Annotated in this window: 18 protein-coding genes and 1 pseudogene; 10 read left to right on the top strand and 9 right to left on the bottom strand. The window is 68.1% G+C overall.

The features are described 5' to 3' along the window. On the bottom strand, positions 1-3,217 hold a 3,217-nt coding region (locus AB7E83_RS26235), incomplete at its 3' end, for a filamentous hemagglutinin N-terminal domain-containing protein (protein WP_428574110.1). 272 nt (positions 3,218-3,489) lie between these two features. Between AB7E83_RS26235 and AB7E83_RS26230 the strand changes: the two genes are divergently transcribed. Further along, positions 3,490-4,857 carry a FecR domain-containing protein gene (locus AB7E83_RS26230; RefSeq protein WP_428574108.1) on the top strand — a complete coding sequence of 456 codons (1,368 nt, stop codon included), beginning with the start codon at positions 3,490-3,492 and terminating at the stop codon, positions 4,855-4,857. A gap of 67 nt (positions 4,858-4,924) precedes the next feature. Here the strand turns inward: AB7E83_RS26230 and AB7E83_RS26225 are convergent, their stop codons facing one another. Beyond that, positions 4,925-5,404, bottom strand: a complete 480-nt coding sequence (locus AB7E83_RS26225; RefSeq protein ID WP_428574106.1) for a hemerythrin domain-containing protein — start codon at positions 5,402-5,404, stop codon at positions 4,925-4,927. Positions 5,405-5,553: 149 nt separating this feature from the next. Between AB7E83_RS26225 and AB7E83_RS26220 the strand changes: the two genes are divergently transcribed. Next, on the top strand, positions 5,554-5,838 hold the full coding sequence (locus AB7E83_RS26220) for a hypothetical protein (RefSeq protein ID WP_428574104.1): 285 nt from the start codon (positions 5,554-5,556) through the stop codon (positions 5,836-5,838). Positions 5,839-5,897: 59 nt separating this feature from the next. Here the strand turns inward: AB7E83_RS26220 and AB7E83_RS26215 are convergent, their stop codons facing one another. Further along, positions 5,898-6,548 carry an ABC transporter ATP-binding protein gene (locus tag AB7E83_RS26215; RefSeq protein ID WP_428574102.1) on the bottom strand — a complete coding sequence of 217 codons (651 nt, stop codon included), beginning with the start codon at positions 6,546-6,548 and terminating at the stop codon, positions 5,898-5,900. Beyond that, a complete protein-coding gene (gene miaA, locus AB7E83_RS26210) occupies positions 6,545-7,489 on the bottom strand; it encodes a tRNA (adenosine(37)-N6)-dimethylallyltransferase MiaA (RefSeq protein WP_428574100.1) in 945 nt (314 codons plus the stop codon). Before miaA ends, AB7E83_RS26215 begins: the two co-directional genes overlap by 4 nt. A gap of 148 nt (positions 7,490-7,637) precedes the next feature. On the opposite strand from miaA, the gene AB7E83_RS26205 reads away from it, so the two are divergent. Continuing rightward, on the top strand, positions 7,638-9,554 hold the full coding sequence (locus AB7E83_RS26205) for a hybrid sensor histidine kinase/response regulator (protein ID WP_428574098.1): 1,917 nt from the start codon (positions 7,638-7,640) through the stop codon (positions 9,552-9,554). 25 nt (positions 9,555-9,579) lie between these two features. Next, the gene (gene aroD, locus AB7E83_RS26200; protein WP_428574096.1) at positions 9,580-10,356 is read left to right on the top strand and encodes a type I 3-dehydroquinate dehydratase; all 777 of its coding nucleotides are present in this window, start codon (positions 9,580-9,582) and stop codon (positions 10,354-10,356) included. A 17-nt stretch (positions 10,357-10,373) separates the two neighbouring features. Here the strand turns inward: aroD and AB7E83_RS26195 are convergent, their stop codons facing one another. Next, a complete protein-coding gene (locus AB7E83_RS26195; protein ID WP_428574094.1) occupies positions 10,374-11,216 on the bottom strand; it encodes an alpha/beta hydrolase in 843 nt (280 codons plus the stop codon). A gap of 80 nt (positions 11,217-11,296) precedes the next feature. After that, positions 11,297-13,184: pseudogene (gene mutL / locus AB7E83_RS26190) on the bottom strand (DNA mismatch repair endonuclease MutL). Between mutL and AB7E83_RS26185 the strand changes: the two are divergent. Genes AB7E83_RS26185 through AB7E83_RS26175 form a run of 3 tightly spaced genes read left to right on the top strand, consistent with a single transcriptional unit; the run spans position 13,183 to position 15,616 of the window. Further along, positions 13,183-13,827 (top strand): VTT domain-containing protein, encoded by a 645-nt coding sequence (locus tag AB7E83_RS26185; RefSeq protein WP_428574092.1) that lies wholly within the window; start codon positions 13,183-13,185, stop codon positions 13,825-13,827. The pseudogene mutL and the gene AB7E83_RS26185 overlap by 2 nt on opposite strands. Beyond that, on the top strand, positions 13,824-15,134 hold the full coding sequence (locus AB7E83_RS26180) for an aromatic ring-hydroxylating dioxygenase subunit alpha (protein WP_428574090.1): 1,311 nt from the start codon (positions 13,824-13,826) through the stop codon (positions 15,132-15,134). The genes AB7E83_RS26185 and AB7E83_RS26180 overlap by 4 nt, the downstream gene beginning before the upstream one ends. Next, positions 15,131-15,616, top strand: a complete 486-nt coding sequence (locus tag AB7E83_RS26175) for an aromatic-ring-hydroxylating dioxygenase subunit beta (RefSeq protein ID WP_428574088.1) — start codon at positions 15,131-15,133, stop codon at positions 15,614-15,616. The genes AB7E83_RS26180 and AB7E83_RS26175 overlap by 4 nt, the downstream gene beginning before the upstream one ends. A 4-nt stretch (positions 15,617-15,620) precedes the next feature. Here the strand turns inward: AB7E83_RS26175 and AB7E83_RS26170 are convergent, their stop codons facing one another. From AB7E83_RS26170 to tsaE, 3 genes are all read right to left on the bottom strand, one after another. Then, positions 15,621-15,827, bottom strand: a complete 207-nt coding sequence (locus tag AB7E83_RS26170) for an osmotically inducible lipoprotein OsmB (RefSeq protein ID WP_428574086.1) — start codon at positions 15,825-15,827, stop codon at positions 15,621-15,623. Between the two features lie 199 nt (positions 15,828-16,026). After that, positions 16,027-17,361, bottom strand: coding sequence for an N-acetylmuramoyl-L-alanine amidase (locus AB7E83_RS26165; RefSeq protein WP_428574084.1), 1,335 nt, complete (start codon positions 17,359-17,361; stop codon positions 16,027-16,029). Beyond that, positions 17,358-17,873 carry a tRNA (adenosine(37)-N6)-threonylcarbamoyltransferase complex ATPase subunit type 1 TsaE gene (gene tsaE, locus AB7E83_RS26160; RefSeq protein WP_428574114.1) on the bottom strand — a complete coding sequence of 172 codons (516 nt, stop codon included), beginning with the start codon at positions 17,871-17,873 and terminating at the stop codon, positions 17,358-17,360. The genes AB7E83_RS26165 and tsaE overlap by 4 nt, the downstream gene beginning before the upstream one ends. Positions 17,874-17,900: 27 nt before the next feature. On the opposite strand from tsaE, the gene queG reads away from it, so the two are divergent. From queG to AB7E83_RS26145, 3 genes are all read left to right on the top strand, one after another. Next, entirely contained in the window at positions 17,901-18,947 is a 1,047-nt protein-coding gene (gene queG / locus AB7E83_RS26155; RefSeq protein WP_428574112.1) for a tRNA epoxyqueuosine(34) reductase QueG, read from the top strand. Between the two features lie 82 nt (positions 18,948-19,029). Continuing rightward, entirely contained in the window at positions 19,030-20,736 is a 1,707-nt protein-coding gene (locus AB7E83_RS26150) for a fatty acyl-AMP ligase (RefSeq protein ID WP_428574082.1), read from the top strand. Between the two features lie 9 nt (positions 20,737-20,745). Further along, positions 20,746-21,624: an acyl-CoA desaturase gene (locus tag AB7E83_RS26145; protein WP_428574080.1), complete on the top strand. Its 879-nt coding sequence runs from the start codon at positions 20,746-20,748 to the stop codon at positions 21,622-21,624. The last annotated feature ends 103 nt before the right edge of the window (positions 21,625-21,727 follow it).

The raw sequence follows: 21,727 nt of genomic DNA, 5'->3' as shown, positions 1-21,727 counted from the left end.
GCTCGTCCACGCGCGGATCACCCGCTCCCGCTGCTGCGCTCGGCGTCGGAGCAGGCGTGGGGGCGGCCGTCGGTGCTGGCGTCGGCGCGGGTGTCGGAGCAGGCGTCGGTGCAGGCGTCGGCGCGGGCGTCGGAGCGGGTGTCGGAGCGGGTGTCGGAGCGGGCGTCGGTGCAGGCGTCGGAGCGGGCGTCGGTGCAGGCGTCGGAGCGGGCGTCGGAGCGGGTGTCGGAGCAGGCGTCGGAGCAGGCGTCGGCGCGGGTGTCGGAGCAGGCGTCGGAGCGGGCGTCGGAGCAGGCGTCGGAGCAGGCGTCGGAGCAGGCGTCGGCGCGGGTGTCGGCGCGGGTGTCGGAGCAGGCGTCGGCGCAGGCGTCGGAGCGGGCGTGGGAGCGGGCGTCGGAGCAGGTGTCGGCGCAGGCGTCGGGGCGGGTGTCGGAGCAGGCGTCGGAGCGGGTGTCGGTGCAGGCGTCGGAGCAGGCGTCGGAGCGGGCGTCGGCGCGGGCGTCGGAGCGGGTGTCGGAGCTGGCGTCGGCGCAGGCGTCGGAGCTGGCGTCGGAGCAGGCGTCGGAGCGGGTGTCGGAGCTGGCGTCGGCGCAGGTGTCGGAGCTGGCGTCGGCGCAGGCGTCGGCGCAGGCGTCGGAGCTGGCGTCGGAGCAGGTGTCGGAGCAGGCGTCGGAGCGGGCGTTGGCGCAGGCGTCGGAGCAGGCGTTGGAGCAGGCGTTGGAGCAGGCGTTGGAGCAGGCGTCGGAGCAGGCGTCGGCGCGGCGGTCGGCGCCGGGGTCGGCGTGACCTTCGAGCCGATGGCTTGCGTGCTGTCATAGAACATCGAAAACCCGGAGAAGAGCGAGACGTCCTGGAACGTACCGCTCAGCCCCTGACCGGCCTCGACGAAAGCGTACTGGTCCGTCGCAGCCGGGCTGTAGCCGCCGTGCGTATGCGCGTCGAATTTGCCGGCGAGCTGCGCCGTGCCGGTGACCACGATGCGGTCATAGCTCGTCGACCCCCACACATCGGGGTGCGTGGTCGAGTCGCCGGTGAGGACCAGGTTGCCGACCACGCGGATCGTCTTGCCCGGCCCCGCGTCCGTGCCCGGCTTGAGTTCGCCGCTGTTGGTGAACGTGCCGCCGCCCAGGTCAATGGTGCCCTCGCCGAGCAACTTGCTCGTCTTGGCGCCGGTCATGCTGCCGCCGCTTGCCGACAGCGTCTTTCCATTGCGCAATTCGAGCGTTCCCGTCACCTGGATCGCCGCGCCGGACTTCGCGACGACGTTCGCCGCGAGAATCTGGTGCTCGGCGATGTTGACGTTCATCGCTTCGAGCAGCCAGGGCGAAGCGATCGTCTGGGTGCCCGCGAGGTCGATGCTGCCCCCCGACGAGGCGAGCGACACCGCGCCGGACCCGGCTGCCAGAGTCGCTTCCTTCACCTGGAGCGAGCGGGGCGAGGCGATGGCGACCCCGGCGGTGCCGGAGGTCACCGTCGTCTTGTCGAGCACCACGCCGTATCCGTTGCCCGGCGAGCCGCTGATGGACACGCCGCCCGAGTTGGCGGCGATGGTCACGTTGCCGAGAGAGACCTGGGCAGCGGCCGCGGCGATCTTGATGTCCGACGCGCTCGTGCGAATCGAATCCGTACGGATCGCCTGCCCGGCGGATGCCGTCGTCATCTCGACCTTGCCGCCCCCCTGGGTTCGGATCGGCATGCCGCGCGTGTCGATGCCGGTTCCGCCGGTGCCGTTCACCTCCAGCTTGAAATCGACGTCGGGCCGGAGGAGCAGTTCGTTCCCGCCGAAGTTCCCGCTGACGCCGATGGTCTGCGACGCCTGGATCAGGACGTTGGCGTTGATCCCCTCGAGTTCGCTCTCGAAGATCGTGTACGTGTTCGGACCCAGTGCCGCGAGCACCTGCCCCACGCCCCCGCCGATGAGGTCGCCGAAGCTGCCCGATCCGAGGTCGGTGTCGCTGCCGTCGCCCGTGCCGCCCTTGATGGTGACGATGTTCGGATCGAGGATGAGCTTGCCGGGAAGGCCCTTGTCGCTGCCGAGGTCGGCCTTGCCGCGGAACACGAGAGAGCGCCGCGCCGACACTTCGGCCGTGCCGCCCGCGAGGCCGCCGGCGCCGCGCGCGAAGAGCGCGCCGCGAAAGCGCGTGAGGTCCTCGCTCCAGATCGCGATTTCGCCGCCCGCGCCCGAGAGCTTCGCGTCCGCCTTCAGCACCGCACCCTGTTCGACGTCGACGATCCGCGCATTCTGTATGCGCGCATCCTTGCCCTGGAAGCCACCGCCGACCAGGATCTCGCCGCCGCCGTGCTTGTGGCTCACGTCGATGCTCGCCGCCGCCTTCAGGGCGATCGCCTCACCGGCGATGTGGACCGAGCCGCCCGAGTCGGCTCCGCGCGCAACGATGCGGCCATCCACGATCGAGTCGCCCGTCGCCCGCAGCACGACCTTGCCGCCTTCGGCGACGGCAGTGGTCGCGCGCACCAGCCCGCTGTGGCGCAGCCGGCTCGCGAAGATGCCGACCGCATCGCCCCGCAGCGTGCCGAGGTTGACCGCTTCGTCGTCGGGCGAGCGGACCTCGAGATGGATGCCTTCGAGGCCGCGCCCCGTCACCTCGACCTTCTGGCCCGCGGCAAGGATCGTGTTGCCGCCTCTCGATTCGACGATGGCGCCGCTGCCGGTCTGGACCTTCGGCGCGATCAGCACGACGTCTCCGCCGCGCGCGAGCACGCGCCCGTCGACCTGCAGGGGGCCGCTGCCGCCGGTGCCGTCGCCGAAGCGCAGGCGGCCTGCCTTCGCATCCGCTTCGCTCATGCGCAGCGTCGACGCGGTGAAGCCGGCGGTATCGACCACCGCGCCCGCGCCGACGGCGATGCCGTTGGGATTCACGAGCACGAGCCGGCCATTGGAGCCGAGCGTTCCGAGGATCGCGCTCGGGTCCGGGCCCGTCACCCGGTTGATCGATGTGCTCGCTGCGTTCGGCTGCGCGAAGAAGACCGACTGGCCCCCCGGCACGCCGAACGAATGCCAGTTGATCGCGGAATGCGACGTGCCGGCCCCGTTCGTGGTGGTGACCGTGGTGCGTGTGCCCTGCTGCACGACGCTCGCGCCGCCGTGGATGACGACGGGCTGCGTGGGCTGGCCCCAGCCGGCCGAGCCGAAACATGCGGCGACGGCGACGCACACGGCGCGTTGGGCCTGGGCGGGAAGATGCTTGCGAAACATGATGATGCAGTCCGATGCGTTCGGGAACAAGTCTGTCGACTGCGCACGGGCCCGGATCGGGGGCTGTATCCCATTCGCGTGTGGGACGGCTCCCACAAGCTGAGCGATTCAGGCCTGCTTCGTGCTCGTTGCTGGGACGGAACGTGAGATTCGCACGTCGGACAACGCCTCGACACGCTGTGGGTGTCAGCGGCCGCGGGCTGCGGCGAGTCTGTGACCCGCTATAACTCGATGCCACAAGACGTATCGAGCGTTCGCAAGGGAGCGAAGTCATGAGAAGAGGCGCCATCATTGCCGGCGGCATGCTGCTGGGCATGCTCGCCACGGCGGGTCACCAGGCCATCGCCCAGCCCGTAGGCGAAATCGAAGTCGCGCGTGGCGTGGTGTTGCTGCACTCGCCGGGCCAGATGCCGCGCACCGCTGCGCGTGGCGTGACGCTGCAGCAGGGTGACCGGCTGAGTTCGGCCGAAGGCGGCATTGCCGTCGTCAAGCTCCAGGACGGCACGCGCATGACCGTGCGGCCCAACACCGAGATGGAGCTCGCGCGCTATCAATTCCAGCAGGGCTCGCCCGACAACGCGATGGTGTTGCGCCTCCTTCGCGGTGGGCTGCGCACGGTCACGGGCTTGATCTCGAAGGGCCTGCCCGACGCCGCGCGCATCCAGACCAACACCGCGACCATCGGCATTCGGGGCACCGACTTCGATGCGAGGCTGTGCACGACCGAGTGCGCGGCCGAGTCCGCGCAGGTGCAGCAGAGCGCGCCCGCGACGACGATCACCGCGAGCGCGAAGGTCGTGTCCGTGCAGGGCAGCGCGGAACTCACGGACGGCGGCGCATCGCTCGCGCGCCGCCTGATCGCGGGCAGCAGCGTCTATCCGGGCGACACGCTCGAGACGGGCGATGCGGTCGTCACGCTCGCCTTTCGCGACGACTCGCGCATGACGCTCGGCGCGAACACGCGCATGCGCGTGGACAACTTCGTGTTCGATCCCGAGAACGCGCGCGAAGGGCGCTTTCTCGCAACGCTGGCGGGCGGCAGCCTCCGCGTGCTGAGCGGCCGCATCGCGCGCGCCGAGGGCCGCAACGCGGTGGTGAGCACGGCCACCGGCAGCGTGGAACTGCGGCAGGCCGGCGTGGACATCCGCTGCAGCGGAGACTGCGCATCGCAGACGCAAGGCGCGGGGCTCGAGGTCTTCGCCTGGTCAGACACCGCGGGCGTCGTTCCGGCCGCGCCCGCGCCCGCGCCCGCGCAGATGCAGGTGATCCAGCAAGGGCAGGGGATCGCGATTTCCGGCGGGCAGGTGCGTCCCCTCGCGACCTTGGACGCGCAAGGTCCGCGGCCCGACAGCATCGCGCCCGCGCCGCAACTCTTCGCGCGCGAGAACGTGCCGGAATCGGCCGAGGGCCTCTTCGTTCAGGTGCGCGACGGACACATCGAGATCGCCTCCGCGGGGCAGTCCCTGCACCTCGGCCGCGGCGAGACGGGATTCGCCGGTGGGGCGGGTCAGCTCGCGCGTCCGCTCGTGGTGCCGAAGTTCATCGAGTTCGACCGCGTGCCGCTGCCCGTGAGCAACCGGCCGGTGCTCGTGAGCTCGCTCGTGATGCAGGAAACGCGCGACAGCGCGATGTGCAGATAGCGAGGGGTGCGCTGCAGGCGGCGCGGCATCGCCCGCGCCAGCCTGCAGCAATCAGCCAGTCGGGCCGTCAGGCCGTCTCGCCCATCAGCTCTTCCTTGCGCGCCTCGAGCTCGTCGCGCATCGCCACGAGGTCGACCTTGCGCGCGGAACGGGCCTTGGGGAACATCTCGTTGCGCTCTTCCTTGACGTGGTGGTCGATGTATTCGCCGAGCACCTTCACCTTGGCGTCGAACATCTCGTCGGGCTCGCCGGCCGCTTCGATCTGCGCGATCAGGTCCTTGGCGGTCTGGTGCTCCACCTCGGCCTCGGCAAGCATGTCCGTGTCCTTGAGCGCGGCGCGCAGCGCGGGGTAGAAGATCTCTTCTTCGATCTGCGCGTGGACCGTGAGCTCATGGCAGATCTGCCGTGCGAGATCCATTTTCTTCTGCGCCGTGCTGCGCGCGCGCGAGTTCATGAGCTCGTCGTATTCCTTGAACATCTTCTTCACCGCGCGGTGGTCCGCGTCGAGCAGGTCGCACGCATCTTTCTGGCCACGTGAATTGGGCATATTCGGTTCTCCTTGGTTGGTGGCCGAATGATCATGGCTCTGCGGCCTGCACCCTGTAGGAAGAATGCGGCAACCGCTGTGCCGCCGCTGGCTCTGCGTCTGGCAAAGCTCCTACAGCTCAGCCGCCGTGCCCCGCCTAACCTGAATGAATGTTGACACGACACATCGCCCATGCGCGAAAGCGGACTTCGAAGGTGCAGGAAGACCTGCAGGTCGCGAGCGCCGAGCTCGGCCTGGCGCACGATGCACTTGAACGCAAGCTGCCCCCGCACGAGAAATGGGGCGACGTGGCGTGGGCCCTCGGCCAGAACGCCGTGGTCGAGCAGAAGGTGCAGCAGGCCGCGCAGGAGCTGGAGGAAGTGAAGGACCTCCTGCATCGCGAGGAAGCCGAGATCGAACGGCTCGAGCAGGAACTTGCGCGGCGCGGCGGGTAAGCGGCCGCGCGCTGCAGACCGTCGAGACGGGCTCGAAGCTGCGGCAGCGCCGATCGGCGCTAACCGCCGCGCACACCCTCGCTCGTCAGATGCACGATCCGGTCTGCTTGCGCCGCCGCCGCTTCCGAATGCGTCACCAGCACAAGTGCGCTCGCGTGCTCCCTCGCCTGGGCGGCGAGCACGCCGAGCACGCGCGCGGCCGTGCCGGGGTCGAGGTTGCCCGTGGGCTCGTCGGCGAGCACGACGCGCGGGCGATGGACGAGCGCGCGCGCGATTGCCACGCGCTGAAGCTGGCCGCCGCTCAGCGACTGCGGCAGGCGCGCGCCCAGGCCGCCGAGGCCCACCGCGTCGAGCATGGCGTCGACGCGCCGCGCATCCGGCTGCTTCAGCAACAGCAGCGGCAGGCCGACGTTCTGCGCGACATCGAGATGCGGCAACACATGGAACGCCTGGAACACGAAGCCGATGCGCTCGCGCCGCAGCAGGGCGCGGCGTTCGTCGTCGAGCGAGTCGAGATCGATGCCGTCGATCTCCACCGCGCCCGCATCCCACGTGTCGAGCCCTGCCATGCAATTGAGCAGCGTCGATTTGCCGACGCCCGACTCGCCGACGATGGCAACGAACTCGCCGGCCGCGACGTCGAGCGTGACGTCGCGGAACACGTTCGCTTCGCCATAGCGCTTCGCAAGCTGCCGAACGCGCACCGTCATGACAGCGTTTCCTTCGCGCGTGCAAGCAACATGTCGACGGCCCCGCTCGAATCGCAGGCGATGACTTCGCGCGCGGGCATGGAGCGCAACCAGGTGAGCTGCCGCTTCGCGAGCTGCCGCGTGGCGGCCACGCCGCGGTCGCGCAGTTCCTTCATCGGCCACAGGCCATCGAGCGCTTCCCACGCCTGCCGGTAACCGACGCATCGCATGCTCGGCAAGGCGGGCGACAGGTCGCCGCGCGCGCGCAGGGCGCGTACTTCGTCGAGAAAGCCCGTGTCGAGCATCGTGTCGAAGCGCGCCGCGATTCGCTCGTGCAGCCAGCCTCGGTCGGCCGGCTCGAGCGAGAAGAACACCGCGGGCGAGAGCGCACCAAGTTTCGCGCCGGCGCCCTGCGCATGGAATTCGGACAGGGGGCGGCCGCTCACGCGCCACACCTCGAGTGCGCGCTGCACGCGCTGCGAATCGTTGGGTGCGAGCCGCGCGGCGGTGACCGGGTCGACCGCTGCCAGCGCCGCATGCACCGCGGGCCAGCCTTCGGCGGCGGCCTGCGCATCGATGGCCGCCCGCACCGCGGGGTCGGCCGGCGGCATGTCGTCGAGCCCTTCGAACAAGGCCTTGAAATACAGCATGGTCCCGCCCACGAGCACCACGGCCTTGCCTCGCGCACGGATGTCGTCGGCAAGACGGCGCGCATCGGCCACGAATTCCGCGGCCGAGTACGACTGCGCCGGGTCGCGGATGTCGATGAGGTGATGCGGGACCGCGGTGCGTTCGTCGAATGAGGGCTTGGCGGTGCCGATGTCCATGCCGCGATAGACGAGCGCGGAGTCGACGCTCACGATCTCGGCGTCGAGCGCGCGCGCCAGCGCCAGCGACGCGGCCGTCTTGCCCGCGGCCGTCGGGCCCGCCAACGCCACCACGGGCGGCTCTGTCCTTGTCATGCGGACGAGGGTAGCAGGGGCGCGGCGCGAGCGCGACGATGGCGGGATCGGACGCGAACTGTAGGACGCCGCCGCATATCCGCCGTCGATAAGCACGCACACCCGACGCACATTCCATAATCGATGTTCGAAGAAATTCTTGCCGACCTTGACTGAAGCATCGCCGAATCCACCCGACACCACCCTCGAGCAGCGCCTCCAGCTGTTGATCGAGGCCGTCGTCGACTACGGGATTTTCGTGCTCGACCCCGATGGCCGCATCGCGAGCTGGAATTCGGGCGCCGAGAAGCTCAAGGGCTACACACGCCAGGAGATCCTGGGCAAGCACTTCTCGATCTTCTATCCGCCCGAGTCGGTGGCCTCGGGCTGGCCCGAGGAGGAACTGCGTCGCGCGCGTGCGCACGGCCGCTTCGAGGACGAGGGCTGGCGCATCCGCAAGGACGGCAGCCGCTTCTGGGCGAACGTGATCATCACCGCGCTGTTCGATGCCCAGGGCACGCTCGCGGGCTACGCCAAGATCACCCGTGACCTCACCGAGCGGCGCGAAGCCGAGGAGCATCTGCGCGAGAGCGAGGAACGCTTTCGCCAGCTCGTGGAGAGCGTGCGCGACTACGCGATCTTCATGCTTGATACCGACGGGATCGTGCGCAGCTGGAATGCGGGCGCGCAGGCCATTCACGGCTACGCCGCGCACGAGATCGTGGGGCGCCACTTCAGCGCGTTCTACGCGGCGCAAGACAGCGAGGCCGGCAAGCCGCGCATCGAGCTCCAGACGGCGGCGGCGCAGGGGCGCGTGGAGGACGAGGGCTGGCGCGTGCGCAAGGACGGCACGCTGTTCTGGGCGAACGTGGTCGTGAGCGCGATCCGCAATGCCTCGGGCGCGCTCGTCGGCTTCGCGAAGGTCACGCGCGACATGAGCGAGCGCCGCCGGCTGCAGGAGCTGGAGCTTTCGAGCCAGCGCATGAACGAGTTCCTGGCGATGCTTGCGCACGAGCTGCGCAATCCGCTCGCGCCGATCCGCAACGCGGTGACGATCATGCAGCTGGAGACGCTGCAGAGTCCCGTGCTGCGCAACTGCCGCGACGTGATCGACCGGCAGCTCGCGCACGTGACGCGGCTGGTCGACGACCTGCTCGACATCGGCCGGCTCAACACCGGCAAGATCAAGCTGCGCAAGGAGTCCGTGCTCTACCAGGAGGTCGTGCATCGCGCGGTCGAGGGCGCGCGGCCCGCGCTGACGTCGCACCGGCACACGTTCGCGCTGGCGCTGCCGCCCGAGCCGGTGTATGTCGAGTGCGACCCCACGCGCATCTCGCAGGTGATCCAGAATCTGCTGCTGAACGCGGCGAAGTACACGCCCGACGGCGGCCACATCGAACTGGGCGTCCGCATCGACGAAGGCTTCGTCCATACGCGGGTCACGGACAACGGCCGGGGCATTGCGCCGCACGAGCTGCAACGCATCTTCCTGCTGTTCGTGCAGGGCGAGCAGGTCGCGCCCAACGAGAGCGGGCTGGGCATTGGCCTCACGCTCGCGCGCTCGCTGGTCGAGATGCACGGCGGCTCCATCGACGCCGCGAGTCCGGGCGCGGGGCAGGGCAGCACGTTCTCTTTCCGCTTGCCCGCCACGCGGCCGCGGCAGGCGGAGGCGCATTCCGCCGTCGATGCGCGGCCGAGGCCCGGCCTGCGCGTCCTCGTCGTCGACGACAACCGCGACGCCGCCGACAGCACCACCGCGATCCTCGCGCTGCTCGACCACCGGGTGGAGGCGGCCTACGACGGCGAGGCCGCGCTGGCCGCGGCGGCGCGCCTGAAGCCGCAGGTCGTGCTGCTCGACCTGGCGATGCCGGGCATCGACGGCTACGAGACGCGGCGTCGCCTCGCGGCGCTGCCGGGGCTCGAAGACGCATTCATCGTGGCGATCACGGGCTACGGCAACGAGGAGGACAAGCGCCGCACGCGCGAGGCCGGTTTCGATGCGCACCTCACCAAGCCGGTGGAGCTCGATGCGTTGATGGCGCTGCTCGAACGGGCGGGGCAGCGCGCAGGCGCGGGCGGCGGCTGAGTCGGTTTCGTAGAATCGCCTCGCCATGCTTCCCCGTCCCATCGAACTTGCCGGCGTCCCGCTCGCCCAGGGCCGCCTGCCGGCGGTCTGCGCGCCGCTCGTCGCGCGCGACGCCGATGCGCTGGTCGAGGAGACGGTGGTCGTCGCCGGAAAGTCGCCCGACCTGATCGAGTGGCGCGTCGACTTCTTCGAAGCGATTGCCGACACCGACCAGGTGCTCGAAGCCGCATGGCGCATCCGGCAGGCCGCGCCGGGCATCCCGCTGCTCTTCACCCGCCGCTCGCACATCGAGGGGGGCCAGCCGATCCCGCTGCAGGAGCCGCGTGTGCTGGAGCTCTATCACGCGGTATGCGAGAGCGGCCTGGTGGCGCTGGTGGACTACGAGGCCGCGAACGAAGCCGAGCACGTGAACCGCGTGTGCGCGCTGGCCCGGCGCTGCGGCGTGAAGCTGGTGCTGTCGTTCCACGATTTCTCGGCGACGCCGGGCGCGGACGAACTCGCCGAGCGCTTCGCGCGCGTCGCCGCGCTGGGCGCGGACGTGGCGAAGGTCGCGGTCATGCCGCAGTCGCTCGACGACGTGCTGGTGCTTCTGCAGGCGACGCTGGCGGCGAGCCGCAGCCTCGAGATTCCGGTGGTGAGCATGTCGATGGGCCGCTTCGGCGCGCTCTCGCGCATGTGCGGCGGCGCCTTCGGCTCGGCACTCAGCTTCGCCGTCGGCGCGAACAGCTCGGCGCCGGGGCAGATGACGATCGAGGACGTTCGCGCGGGCTCGGCGCTGCTGCGCAACGCCATGGGCGGCTGAACGTCATTCCCGGCCCATCACCGCAGGTCGAACAGCTCCTTCACCGCGTCCTTGTACAGTCCGTGCCCCACCGACATGGTGCTGTGGTGCGAGCCGCCTTCCACCAGCAGGAAGCGCTTGCGGCCGGAATAGGCGTCGTAGAGGCGCCGGCCGAGGTCGCTGGCGATCAGGTTGTCGTTGCTGCCGTGGACCACCAGCAGGGGCGAGCCGATCTTGTCGACCTTCTTGACCGACTCGAAGCGCTGCGTGACGAAGGCGCCGATGGGCAGCCAGCCCCACTTCATGGAGGCCGCGACGTCGACGATGGAGGTGAAGGTGCCTTCGACGATCGTGCCCTGCTCGTCGTCGACCTGCGCCGCGAGGTCGATGGCGATGGCGCCGCCGAGCGAATGGCCGAAGACATAGCGCGGACGCTTCGGATGTTTCGCCGCGAGCCAGTCCCAGGCCGCGCGCGCGTCTTCGTAGGCCATGGCCTCCGAGGGGAGGCCCGGCGTGCTCTTGCCGAAGCCGCGGTAGTCGATGGCGAGCACGGAGAAGCCGAGTTCCTGCATGCGGCGGATGCGCGGCGCGGAGCCGGCGACGTTCCAGCGCGCGCCATGCAGGTAGAGCAGCACCGGGCCCGTGGCGGCGTGCTGCGCGGCGGGCATCCACAGCCCGTGCAGCTTGACGGGCTCGCCCGTGACGCGCGAGCCGAACTCGATCCACACGTCGTCCATCTCGCGCGCGAGGTCCGCGGAGCCGCCCCAGCTGCGGTCGCTGGGCTGGAAGATCCAGGCGCGCTGGCGTTCGTCGAGGGTCGCACAACCCATCGACACGAGTGCGGCGAGGGCCGCGGCGGCAAACAGCATCCAGCGCTTCATGACTAGCGACAGAGTAGCCCGGCGGCGAAAAGTTCGCCAGCGGGGGTCTCTTTACCCCGGATTCACGCCGCGCGGAACCGTCAGCGGCCGCGCAGGAACAGCCCGTCGAGCTCCTTGATCGAGAGCTGCCGCCAGGTCGGGCGGCCATGGTTGCACTGGTCGGAGCGGTCGGTCTCTTCCATCTGGCGCAGCAGGGCATTCATCTCGTCGAGCGTGAGCCGGCGGTTGGCGCGCACCGCGCCGTGGCAGGCCATGGTCGCCAGGAGTTCGTTGCGCGCGCGCTGGACGACCGTGCTGGCGTCGTGCTGCGCGAGTTCGGCGAGCACGCTGCGCGCGAGTTCGACGGCGTCGCCCTGCGCCAGGCTCGTGGGCACCGCACGCACCGCGAGCGTCTTCGCCGAGAAGGGCGTGATCTCGAGGCCGAGCGTGTACAGCGTCTCGGCGTTCGATTCCGCGGTCGCGACCTCCTGCGGCGTCGCCGCGAACGTCGCGGGAATGAGCAGCGGCTGCGAGCGGATCTCGTGCGCATCCATCTGCGTCTTCAGGCGCTCGTACACGATGCGTTCGTGCGCCGCATGCATGTCCACGACGACGAGGCCGTGCGCGTTCTCGGCGAGGATGTAGATGCCGTGGAGCTGCGCGACGGCGCGGCCGAGGGGCCAGTGCCCGGCTTCCCCGGGTGCCGCGGCGTTGCCGCGAACCTCGCCGCCGACGTCGCCGTCATTCCCCCGAAGGCGGGAATCCAGGGCTCCCGTGGGCGCGGCATGAAAGCCCTGGGTTACCGCCTCCGCGGGAACGACGGGTTTCCACAGCGCACTCAGATCCTCCACCCGGTGCCCCAGCGGCATCTCCGGCTGCCGCCACACCGGCTGGAACACCGCCGGCCGCTCGGGTTCGAGCGCCGCCACCGCGCCCGTCCCCGCGCGCGGCGCCGCCAGCGCGTATTCGAGCGCATGCCGCACCGCCTGATGCACCTCGCGGCTGTCGCGGAAGCGGACTTCGATCTTCGTCGGATGGACGTTCACGTCGACCCGCGCCGGATCGATGTCGATGTACAGCGCATACACCGCGTGCCGGTGCCCGTGCAGCACGTCCTCGTAGGCGCTGCGGGCGGCGTGCGCGAGCACCTTGTCGCGCACGTAGCGGCCGTTGACGTAGGCGAACTGCCAGTCGCCGCGCGAGCGCGCTGCATCGGGGATGCCCGCGCGTCCGGCGATGCGCAGCGGCCCGGCCTCGTGCGACACCGCCACGCTCTGCGCGACGAATTCGTCGCCGAGGACGTCGGCCAGGCGCTGGTCGCGCGTCGCCGGCCGCCACTGTTCGAGCAGCCTGCCTTCGTGCCACACCGCGAAGCCGACGTCGGGCCGCGCCAGCGCATGCCGCCGGACCGACTCGAGGCAGTGCGCGAGCTCGGTCGAATCGCTCTTGAGGAATTTGCGGCGCGCGGGCGTGCTGAAAAAATTGCTCCTTCACTTCGACCGTCGTGCCCACGGCGCGCGCGGCCGGGCGCAGCTCACCGCTGGCCGCGTCGAGCAGGAAGGCCGTGGCCTGCCCCCCGGTGCGCGACAGCAGGCTCATCTCCGAGACCGAGGCAATGGCCGCGAGCGCCTCGCCACGAAACCCCATCGTGCCGACCGACTCCAGGTCCTCCAGCGATTCGATCTTGCTCGTGGCATGGCGCCGCAGCGCCAGGGGCAGTTCCTCGCGCGCGATGCCCGCGCCGTCGTCCTCGACACAGATGAGCCGCACGCCGCCCGCCAGCAGGCGCAGCGTGACCTGCGACGCGCCCGCATCCAGCGCGTTGTCGAGCAGTTCGCGCACGACGGAAGCCGGCCGCTCCACGACCTCGCCGGCGGCGATCTGGCTCACGAGCTCGTCGGGCAGCTCGCGGATCGGGCGGCGCGGGGGCGGCGAAAGGACGGCGTTCACGGCCTGAATTCTAGGGCGACCGCCATAATCGACCGCCATGGAGATCATCGCCTTCCTCGTCGACTTCATCCTGCACGTCGACCGCCACCTCGAAGCGTTCGTGACGAACTACGGAAACTGGGTTTATGCCCTGTTGTTCCTCATCATCTTCGTGGAGACCGGTGTCGTCGTCATGCCCTTCCTGCCGGGGGACTCGCTGCTGTTCGTGGTGGGCGCGCTGTGCGGGCTGGGCCTGATGTCGTATCCGCTGTCGATCGGCCTGCTGTTCGCCGCCGCGGTCATCGGGGACCAGTGCAACTACTCGATCGGGCACGCGATCGGGCCGAAGGCTTTCCGCTGGGAGCAGTCGCGCTTCTTCAACCGGCAGGCGTTCATGCAGGCCAACGCGTTCTACGAGAAGTACGGCGGCATCACGATCATCCTGGCGCGCTTCTTTCCCTTCATGCGGACCTTCGTGCCCTTCGTGGCCGGCATCGCGCACATGGGACGCGCGAAGTTCACGATGTTCAACGTGATCGGCGGCGCGATCTGGGTGGTCGGGATCGTGACCGCGGGCTATTTCCTGGGCGGCCTTCCGTGGGTGAAGGAGAATCTCGACAAGATCATCTGGGCCTTGATCATCGTCCCCGGGCTGTTCGCCATCGTGGGGGCGTGGAAGTCGAGGCGAAGGAGTACGGCATGAATGCTCCCGATACCCTCTCGCGCTGGCGCACGCCCGGCTCGAGCCGCGTTCCGTTCTGGGCCTATACCGACCCGCAGCTGTTCCGCCGCGAGCTCGAGACCATCTTCTACGGCAGGCACTGGTCGTACGTGGGGCTGGAGACGGAAGTGCCGAATCTCGGCGACTACAAGCTGAGCGCCATCGGCGAGCGTTCCGTCATTCTCGTGCGCGACCGCGTGGCGCCCGCGGACGTCGGCGTCGACACCGGCCTGCGCGTCGTCGAGAACCGCTGCGCGCATCGCGGCGTGCGCTTCTGCCAGCAGCCGCATGGCCACGCGCGCAGCTTCGTGTGCCCGTATCACCAGTGGGCGTACAAGCTCAACGGCGACCTCGCGGGGCTGCCGTTCAAGAACGGCGTGAAGGACGGCGACCAGGTCAACGGCGGCATGCCGGCGGACTTCGACGTGAAGAACCACGGCTTGACCAAGCTGCGCGTGGCGGTGCTGCACGGCCTCGTGTTCGCCACCTTCAGCCAGGACGCGGAGCCGCTGGAGGACTACCTCGGGCCGCAGGTCATGCCGTGGATCGACCGCATCTTCAAGGGCCGCACGCTCAAGCTCCTCGGCTACAACCGCCAGCGCATTCCGGGCAACTGGAAGCTGATGATGGAGAACATCAAGGACCCCTACCACCCGGGCCTGCTGCATACGTGGTTCGTCACCTTCGGCCTGTGGCGCGCCGACCAGCGCAGCCGCATGGTCATGGACTCGCACGGCCGGCACGCCGTGATGATCTCGCGCCGCAACGAAGGCGGCGAGAACAAGACCGTGACCGCGGGCGTTTCGAGCTTCAAGGCGAACATGACCCTGCACGACGACCGCCTGCTCGACGTCGTGCCGGAGCCGTGGTGGAGGGTGCCCGATCCGTCGAACCCCGGCGCGGAGATCGTGCCCACCGTGACGATGATCACGCTGTTCCCCTCGCTCATCATCCAGCAGCAGGTGAATTCGCTGTCGACGCGGCACATCGTGCCGCGCGGCGAGGGCGCCTTCGATTTCGTCTGGACGCATTTCGGCTTCACCGACGACTCGGAGGAAATGACGCGCCGTCGCCTTCGGCAGGCCAACCTGTTCGGCCCGGCCGGCTTCGTGAGCGCCGACGACGGCGAGGTGATCGAGTTCAGCCAGCAGGGCTTCGATCAGTGGGGCGAGGACGGCGCGACCTTGTGCGAGCTGGGCGGCACGGGCACGGGCGGCACCGAGCACATGGTGACCGAGACCCTGATCCGCAGCATGTATGCCTACTGGAAGAAGGTGATGGCGATATGAGCGGCGGCAGCGCGTCGCTCCTGCTCGCGGTGGAGATCGACCGGCTCAATGCGGACTATGCCGCCGCGCTGGACGAGCGCCGCTTCGACGACTGGCCGGAGTTCTTCCTGGCAGACGCGAAGTACACCGTGCAGGCGCGCGAGAATTTCGACCGCGGCTTGCCGCTCGCGCTGATCGCGCTGGAGAGCCGCGGCATGATGAAGGACCGTGTGTACGGCATCACGCAGACGATCTTCCACGGGCCGTACTACACGCGGCACGTGGTCTCCCCCTGCCGGGTGATCGCGAGCGAGGGAACGCGCATCCGCGCCGAGGCGAACTACGCGGTGTTCCGCACGAAACCGGGTGACGTCAGCGAGGTCTACAACGTGGGCCGCTACATCGACGAGATCGAACGCAGCGAAGCCGGCCTGCGTTTCGCAAGCCGGCTTTGCATCTACGACAGCGAGATGGTTCTGAACTCGCTGATCTACCCGGTGTGATGGCTTAGCGCTTGGCGGCCTGGTTGCCCAGGTAGCCGCCGGCCGCGGCGCCGGCGATCGCGCCGCCGGTGCCGGCAACGGCGTTGCCCAGAACGCCGCCGACGACCGCGCCGCCGACCGTGCCGACCGTCGTGCGGTCCATGGTCGCGCAGCCGCCGAGGCCGACGAGGGAAGCGGCAGCGATGGCCGCGGCAATGATTCGGGTCTTCATGATCTCTTCACCTTCCGTATGGTTACGGGCCGCGCCTTGCGGCCACCTGTGAAGACATTGTGGAAAGAAGGTCGGAGCAGGACTGTAGGAGTCGCGCCACGCAAGGTGTCGGTACGGTGCGTGAGCCGCTGAAGGCGGGGCAGCGATGGCTGAGGCAGGTGCCGCGCTCCGGCGGGGTGCGCCGGGCGCGCCGTGCGCACTACACCGTGCGGTTCCGCGCGAGGGGCGGGTTGCGCGCGAAGTAGCGGTGGATGCCGCGCATCAAGGCGTCCGCGAGCTGCTCGCGATAGGCATCGCTGCGAAGCTTGGCCTCTTCCTCGGGGTTGCTGATGAAGGCGGTCTCGACCAGCACGCTCGGGATATCGGGCGCTTTCAGCACGGCGAAACCGGCCTGTTCCACCCTGCGTTTGTGCAGCCGGCCGAGCCCGCCGATCTCGCCGAGCAGCGCGCTGCCGAGCTTCAGGCTGTCGTTGATTTGCGCGGTCGTGCTCATGTCGAGCAGCGCGCGCATCACCACGGCGTCCTGTGTCTTGATGTTCACCCCGCCCACGAGATCGGCCTTGTTCTCCTTGTCGGCCATCCAGCGCGCGGCGGCGCTGGAGGCCGCGCCCTGGCTGAGTGCGAACACGCTGGCGCCGCGCGCGGTGGGCTCGACCCACGCATCGGCGTGGATGCTCACGAACAGGTCGGCCTGCACGCGCCGCGCCTTCTGCACGCGCACGTGCAGCGGCACGAAGAAGTCGGCATCGCGCGTCATGAAGGCGCGCATGGGATTGCCGTTGATGGTGGTCGCGTTGATGCGCTCGCGCATCTTGTGCGCGACGGCGAGCACCACGTCCTTCTCGCGCGTGCCCGCCGGGCCGATCGCGCCGGGGTCCTCGCCGCCGTGGCCGGGGTCGAGCGCGATCACGATCATCCGGTCGGTCTTCTGCGGCGGCGGGCGTTCGATCGCCGGCGTGGCCTGCAGCGCAGGCGAAGGATCGCGCGGCGCGGGCCGGTTGCCGTGCTGCGCCATGAGCTCGCCGAGGGGGTCGTGAGCCGGTGGCGTGGAGGGCTGCGCGAGCCGCGGCGGCGGCTTGTCCTTCATGCGCTCGGCGATGAGCGCCTCCAGCGGATCGATCTCCTTGACCGGATAGAAGTCGACCACCAGCCGATGCTGGTAAGCGGCGATCGGCGGCAACTGGAACACCTGCGGCAGCGCGGCATGCTTCAGGTCGACCGTGAGCCGAATCGTGCCCGGCGCGGACTGGCCGACTCGGATGCCGGCGATGTGGGGGTCGTCGCTTTTGACGCGCGCGACGAGTTCGCGCAGCGCGGCGCTGAGCTCGATGCCCTCGATGTCGAGCGCCAGGCGCGGCGGCGACGTCACCTGCATCTGCCGGGCCGACAGCAGGCCGTCGGACTCGATGGTGACGCGCGTGTAGTCGGGCGCGGGCCACAGGCGGACGGCGAGAATGCTTGCGCCCCATGCGATCTGGGGCGCGCCCAGCAGCAGGACGATCGTGCCCTGGCCGAGGAGGTCGCGGCGTTTCATGCGAGCAGCGCCTCGCCGAGCGGCGTGAGCGCGTCGAGCGTCACCGTGCGCGAGTCGTCCGCCAGCGTTTCGATGTGCAGCGCGAGGTCGGCGGGCGGCAGCCACCCGGCGGCTTTCTCGGGCCACTCCGCCAGCTTCAGGCCGGGCGAGGCGAAGAGATCGCGGAAGCCGGCGTCTTCCGCTTCGCGCGGATCGCCCAGGCGGTAGAAGTCGAAGTGCCACGCCGGGAATGCCGCGGTCTCGTAGGGCTCGACGACCGCGTAGGTGGGGCTCTTGACGCGGCCCTGCACGCCGAGCGCGCGCAGCAGGTGCCGCACGAACGTGGTCTTGCCCGCGCCGAGGTCGCCGTGCAGCGCGATGAAGGCGTTGCCGATGGCGGGCCGCGCCGCCAGCGCGGCGGCGAAGGCGCGGGTGTCGTCCTCGGTGGTCCAGGTTTCGGTGCGGCTGGCGCGCACGGCGCGCGGCGCGCCCGGGGCTTGGATAATCGGCAGGTGACGCTCGGCGATGTTCAGGTGGATGGTCTCGTTTTGCTCTCGCGGATCCGCGAATGGGGCCGCGAGCTCGGATTTTCCCAAATCGGCGTGGCCGATGTCGACCTTTCCGCCGCGGAGCCCGGCCTGCTCGCCTGGCTGGATAACGGTTTTCATGGCCAGATGGCCTACATGAGCGCGCATGGACTGAAGCGCGCGCGGCCGGCGGAACTCGTGCCGGGCACCGTGAGCATCGTCACCGCCCGAATGGATTACCTCCCGGCGGACACGCCGGAGGGCTGGCAGGCCATCGAATTCTCGCGCCTCGCGCGGCCCGGCGAGGCCGTGGTGTCGATGTATGCACGCGGTCGCGACTATCACAAGGTGTTGCGTTCGCGGCTCGCGAAACTGGCCGGACGCATCGCCTCCGAAGTCGGTCCGTTCGGCCACCGCGCCTTCACCGACTCCGCGCCGGTGCTGGAGGTGGAACTCGCGTCGCGCAGCGGGCAGGGCTGGCGGGGCCGCCACACGCTGGCGCTCGACCGCGAGGGCGGCTCGATGTTCTTCCTCGGCGAGATCTACGTCGACCTCGCGCTGCCCGCCACGGCGCCGGTCAGCGAGCATTGCGGCACCTGCACGGCCTGCATCGACGTGTGTCCGACCGCAGCCATCGTCGCGCCCTACCGGCTCGACGCGCGGCGCTGCATCTCCTATCTCACCATCGAGCATCCGGGGCCGATTCCCGTCGAACTGCGCCCGCTCATGGGCAACCGCATCTACGGCTGCGACGACTGCCAGCTCGCCTGCCCCTGGAACAAGTTCGCGCAGCGCAGCCCGCTTGCGGATTTCGACGCGCTCGACGATCGCACGGGCCGCACGCTCGTGGAGCTTTTCGCCTGGAACGAGGCCGAGTTCCTGCGCCGAACCGAGGGCAGCGCGATCCGCCGCATCGGGCACGAGCGCTGGCTGCGCAACATCGCGGTGGCGATGGGGAATGCGTTGCGGGTGAGCGACCATCCAGAGATCCGCGCTGCGCTGGCAGCGCATGAGCATCATCCAAGCCCGCTCGTTCGCGAACACATAGGCTGGGCGCTCTGCCAGCAGGCCAATGGCTAGCGCCGCGATGGTGCCTATACGAAAGTCCAGTACCACCTGAGTCCAGTTGACTGCAAACTCCCGCCCGGTTCAAGGGGGGATCGTGGGATTCAACAACAGCGCAGGCCGTGGCAGATCAATTCAAGCCGTTAACCTTGCAAATCTTCTGGCGGAACGGGGCGACCTTTCGCCTAAGCAACTCGCGTATAGGTTTCTTGCAAGTGATCGCGAAGAGCATGTGGTCACGTATGAGCAACTTGCTCATGAGGTCGAGATCCTTGCGGATTGCATCAGGCGGTGCGTCTCACCCGGCCAGCGCGTGCTTCTCGTCTACCCGGCCGGCCTCGACTTTGTTCGGGCCTTCTATGCATGCGCTTTGGCGAATGTCGTTGCAGTTCCGCTTCCTGTACCTCGGGTCAATGAGCCAATAGACCGGTTGACACACGTTCTCGAGGACTGCGATCCCTCGGCAATTTTCACTGTTGCCCGACTTCAAAAGGAAATCACGCAGCACTTGCCGGAACGATATCGAGAGAGTATCGCCGCGACGGACGCAGCATTCGAACTTTCTCCGCTCCGCGGAGCAGCGCAAGCGGATTCGGACATCATCCTTTTGCAGTACACCTCGGGAAGCACCACCAGACCCAAAGGCGTGGTGGTGCGTCATGCCAACCTGATTGCAAACTTGCAGCAGATCGAGCGACGATTCGAGCACGGTCCAGAGAGTGCCGGCGTAATCTGGCTTCCCCACTATCACGATATGGGCTTGGTGGGAGGAATTCTCCAACCGATGTTCACTGGCTTTCCGGTGACATTGCTGCCGCCACTAGCGTTCGTTCAGAAGCCCCTGCGCTGGCTGCGCGCGATCCACAAGTATCGTGCGACCACCAGCGGCGGACCGAATTTCGCATACGAACTCTGCGTGTCAAAGGCCGCGCAACTGGAGGACCACGTCGACCTGAGCTGCTGGTCGGTTGCATTCAACGGCGCTGAACAAGTTCGTTCCAAGACACTCAATGCGTTCAGTGAAGCTTTCGCGAAATTCGGCTTCAAGCGCTGTTCGTTCGTCCCTTGCTATGGACTTGCTGAGGCGACATTGATCGTCGCGGCCGTGCCGCCGGGCCGCATGCCAATGATTCGCGATTGGCCAATCCCATCTCATGCGAACGCCGGGAAGGCCTCGCACGATGGCAATGCCCTGGTCTCGTGCGGGCCACCGGTGGCTGGAACCAACGTCCAGATCCTTCGCGAAGTCTCTCGCGAGTCGTGCGACGAGGGAGAAATCGGCGAAATCGTTGTCGGGGGTCCAGCTGTGGCAACAGGTTACTGGCAGAAGTCAGACTCCGCTTTTCAGTCGCAACCGATGCCCACTTTCAGCACGGGTGATCTCGGCTTCAAGATCGGCGAGGAAATATTTGTTACCGGTCGAATTCGAGATTTAATCGTGATCCGTGGAAGGAATCACTTTCCGGAAGACATTGAGGCAGCGATGCAAGCGGCCCAACCGCTGCTCGCATGCGAAGCTGCCGTAGCTTTCGTCGCGGGCGACTGCGACAAGGAGCAACTCGTCTTGCTCCAAGAGATCAGCTCACGCTCCCTACGCTCGATCGACCTGCACGCCTTGCGCGAGGACGTGTTGCGAACGGTGGCATTGAGCCATGGCATCCATGTCTCGGACTTCCTTGTGCTCAGATCGGGAAGCCTGGTTCGCACGAGTAGCGGAAAGATCAGTCGCTCGGCCTGCAGGCAGTACTACCTTGACGACAAATTTCGCTCGTTGCTTCACAACGAGCCGGCACTTGAAGACTGACAGAGGCACATGAAGAACATCCTCATCATCAATCCTGCGCTAGGAAAGATACAGACTCGCGTGGCGTTCCTGACAATCTCTGTTCCCGCCATTGGCGCAATCGGCGCAGTCTGGTGGGGACTTGCGTTCGGAGTTGGCGCGACCACCATCGCTGTGACGTTAGTGCTATACCTTCTGACTACGGTTGGACTCACCGTGGGTTTTCACCGACTTTTTACTCACCGCTCATTCAATCCGCATGTTTCTGTCAAAGCGATACTGGCGATCCTGGGAATGATGGCGGCCCAAGGACCCCTGGTGTTCTGGGTCGCCAGCCATCGAAGGCATCACACATTCAGCGACACGCCCGACGACTGCCACTCCCCGTGCCTCCATGGCAAAGGTCTCAGGGGGCGTCTCAAGGGCCTATGGCACGCCCACTTCGGATGGATGCTCAAGGGCGAAGTGACAAACGTGCCGATGTTCGCAAGGGACCTGCTGCAGGACGAAGTGGTGGTGCTCCTGAACCGCCACTATCTTCTCTGGCTCACCTTGAGCCTGATCATTCCCGCGGTGATCGGTGCGAGCCAGCCTGGTGGCTGGCTCGGCGCGATGGAGGGCCTTCTCTTCGGAGGACTCTTGCGAATCTTCTTTGTCCAGCAGATTACGTGGGGCTTGAATTCCCTGAATCATGTGTTCGGATCCCGTCGGTACGCGAGTGACGACTGCAGCCGAAACATTGGCTGGTTGGCACTGCTCACGATGGGTGAGGGTTGGCACAACAACCACCACGCCTATCCCGGGTCCGCGAGGTTTGGCCACAAATGGTGGGAAGTCGATCTGGGATTTACGCTCGTCCGAATTCTTCAGATCTGCGGACTTTGTACAGAAGTGGCTCCGCAAATCTGAACAGCGTCTTGAGTGGAAACTCCGTGCATGATGCCGGCCGAGAAAGGCTGGCGACAGGAGTTTTCGATGGTGAAGAAATCAGCGCGGCGTACCCGCCGCACGC

The sequence above is a fragment of the Ramlibacter sp. genome (assembly GCF_050250995.1).
GTDB lineage: Bacteria > Pseudomonadota > Gammaproteobacteria > Burkholderiales > Burkholderiaceae_C > Ramlibacter.
Note: the sequence above shows the minus strand (reverse complement) of the source record. Positions and strands in the feature narration are given on the sequence as shown.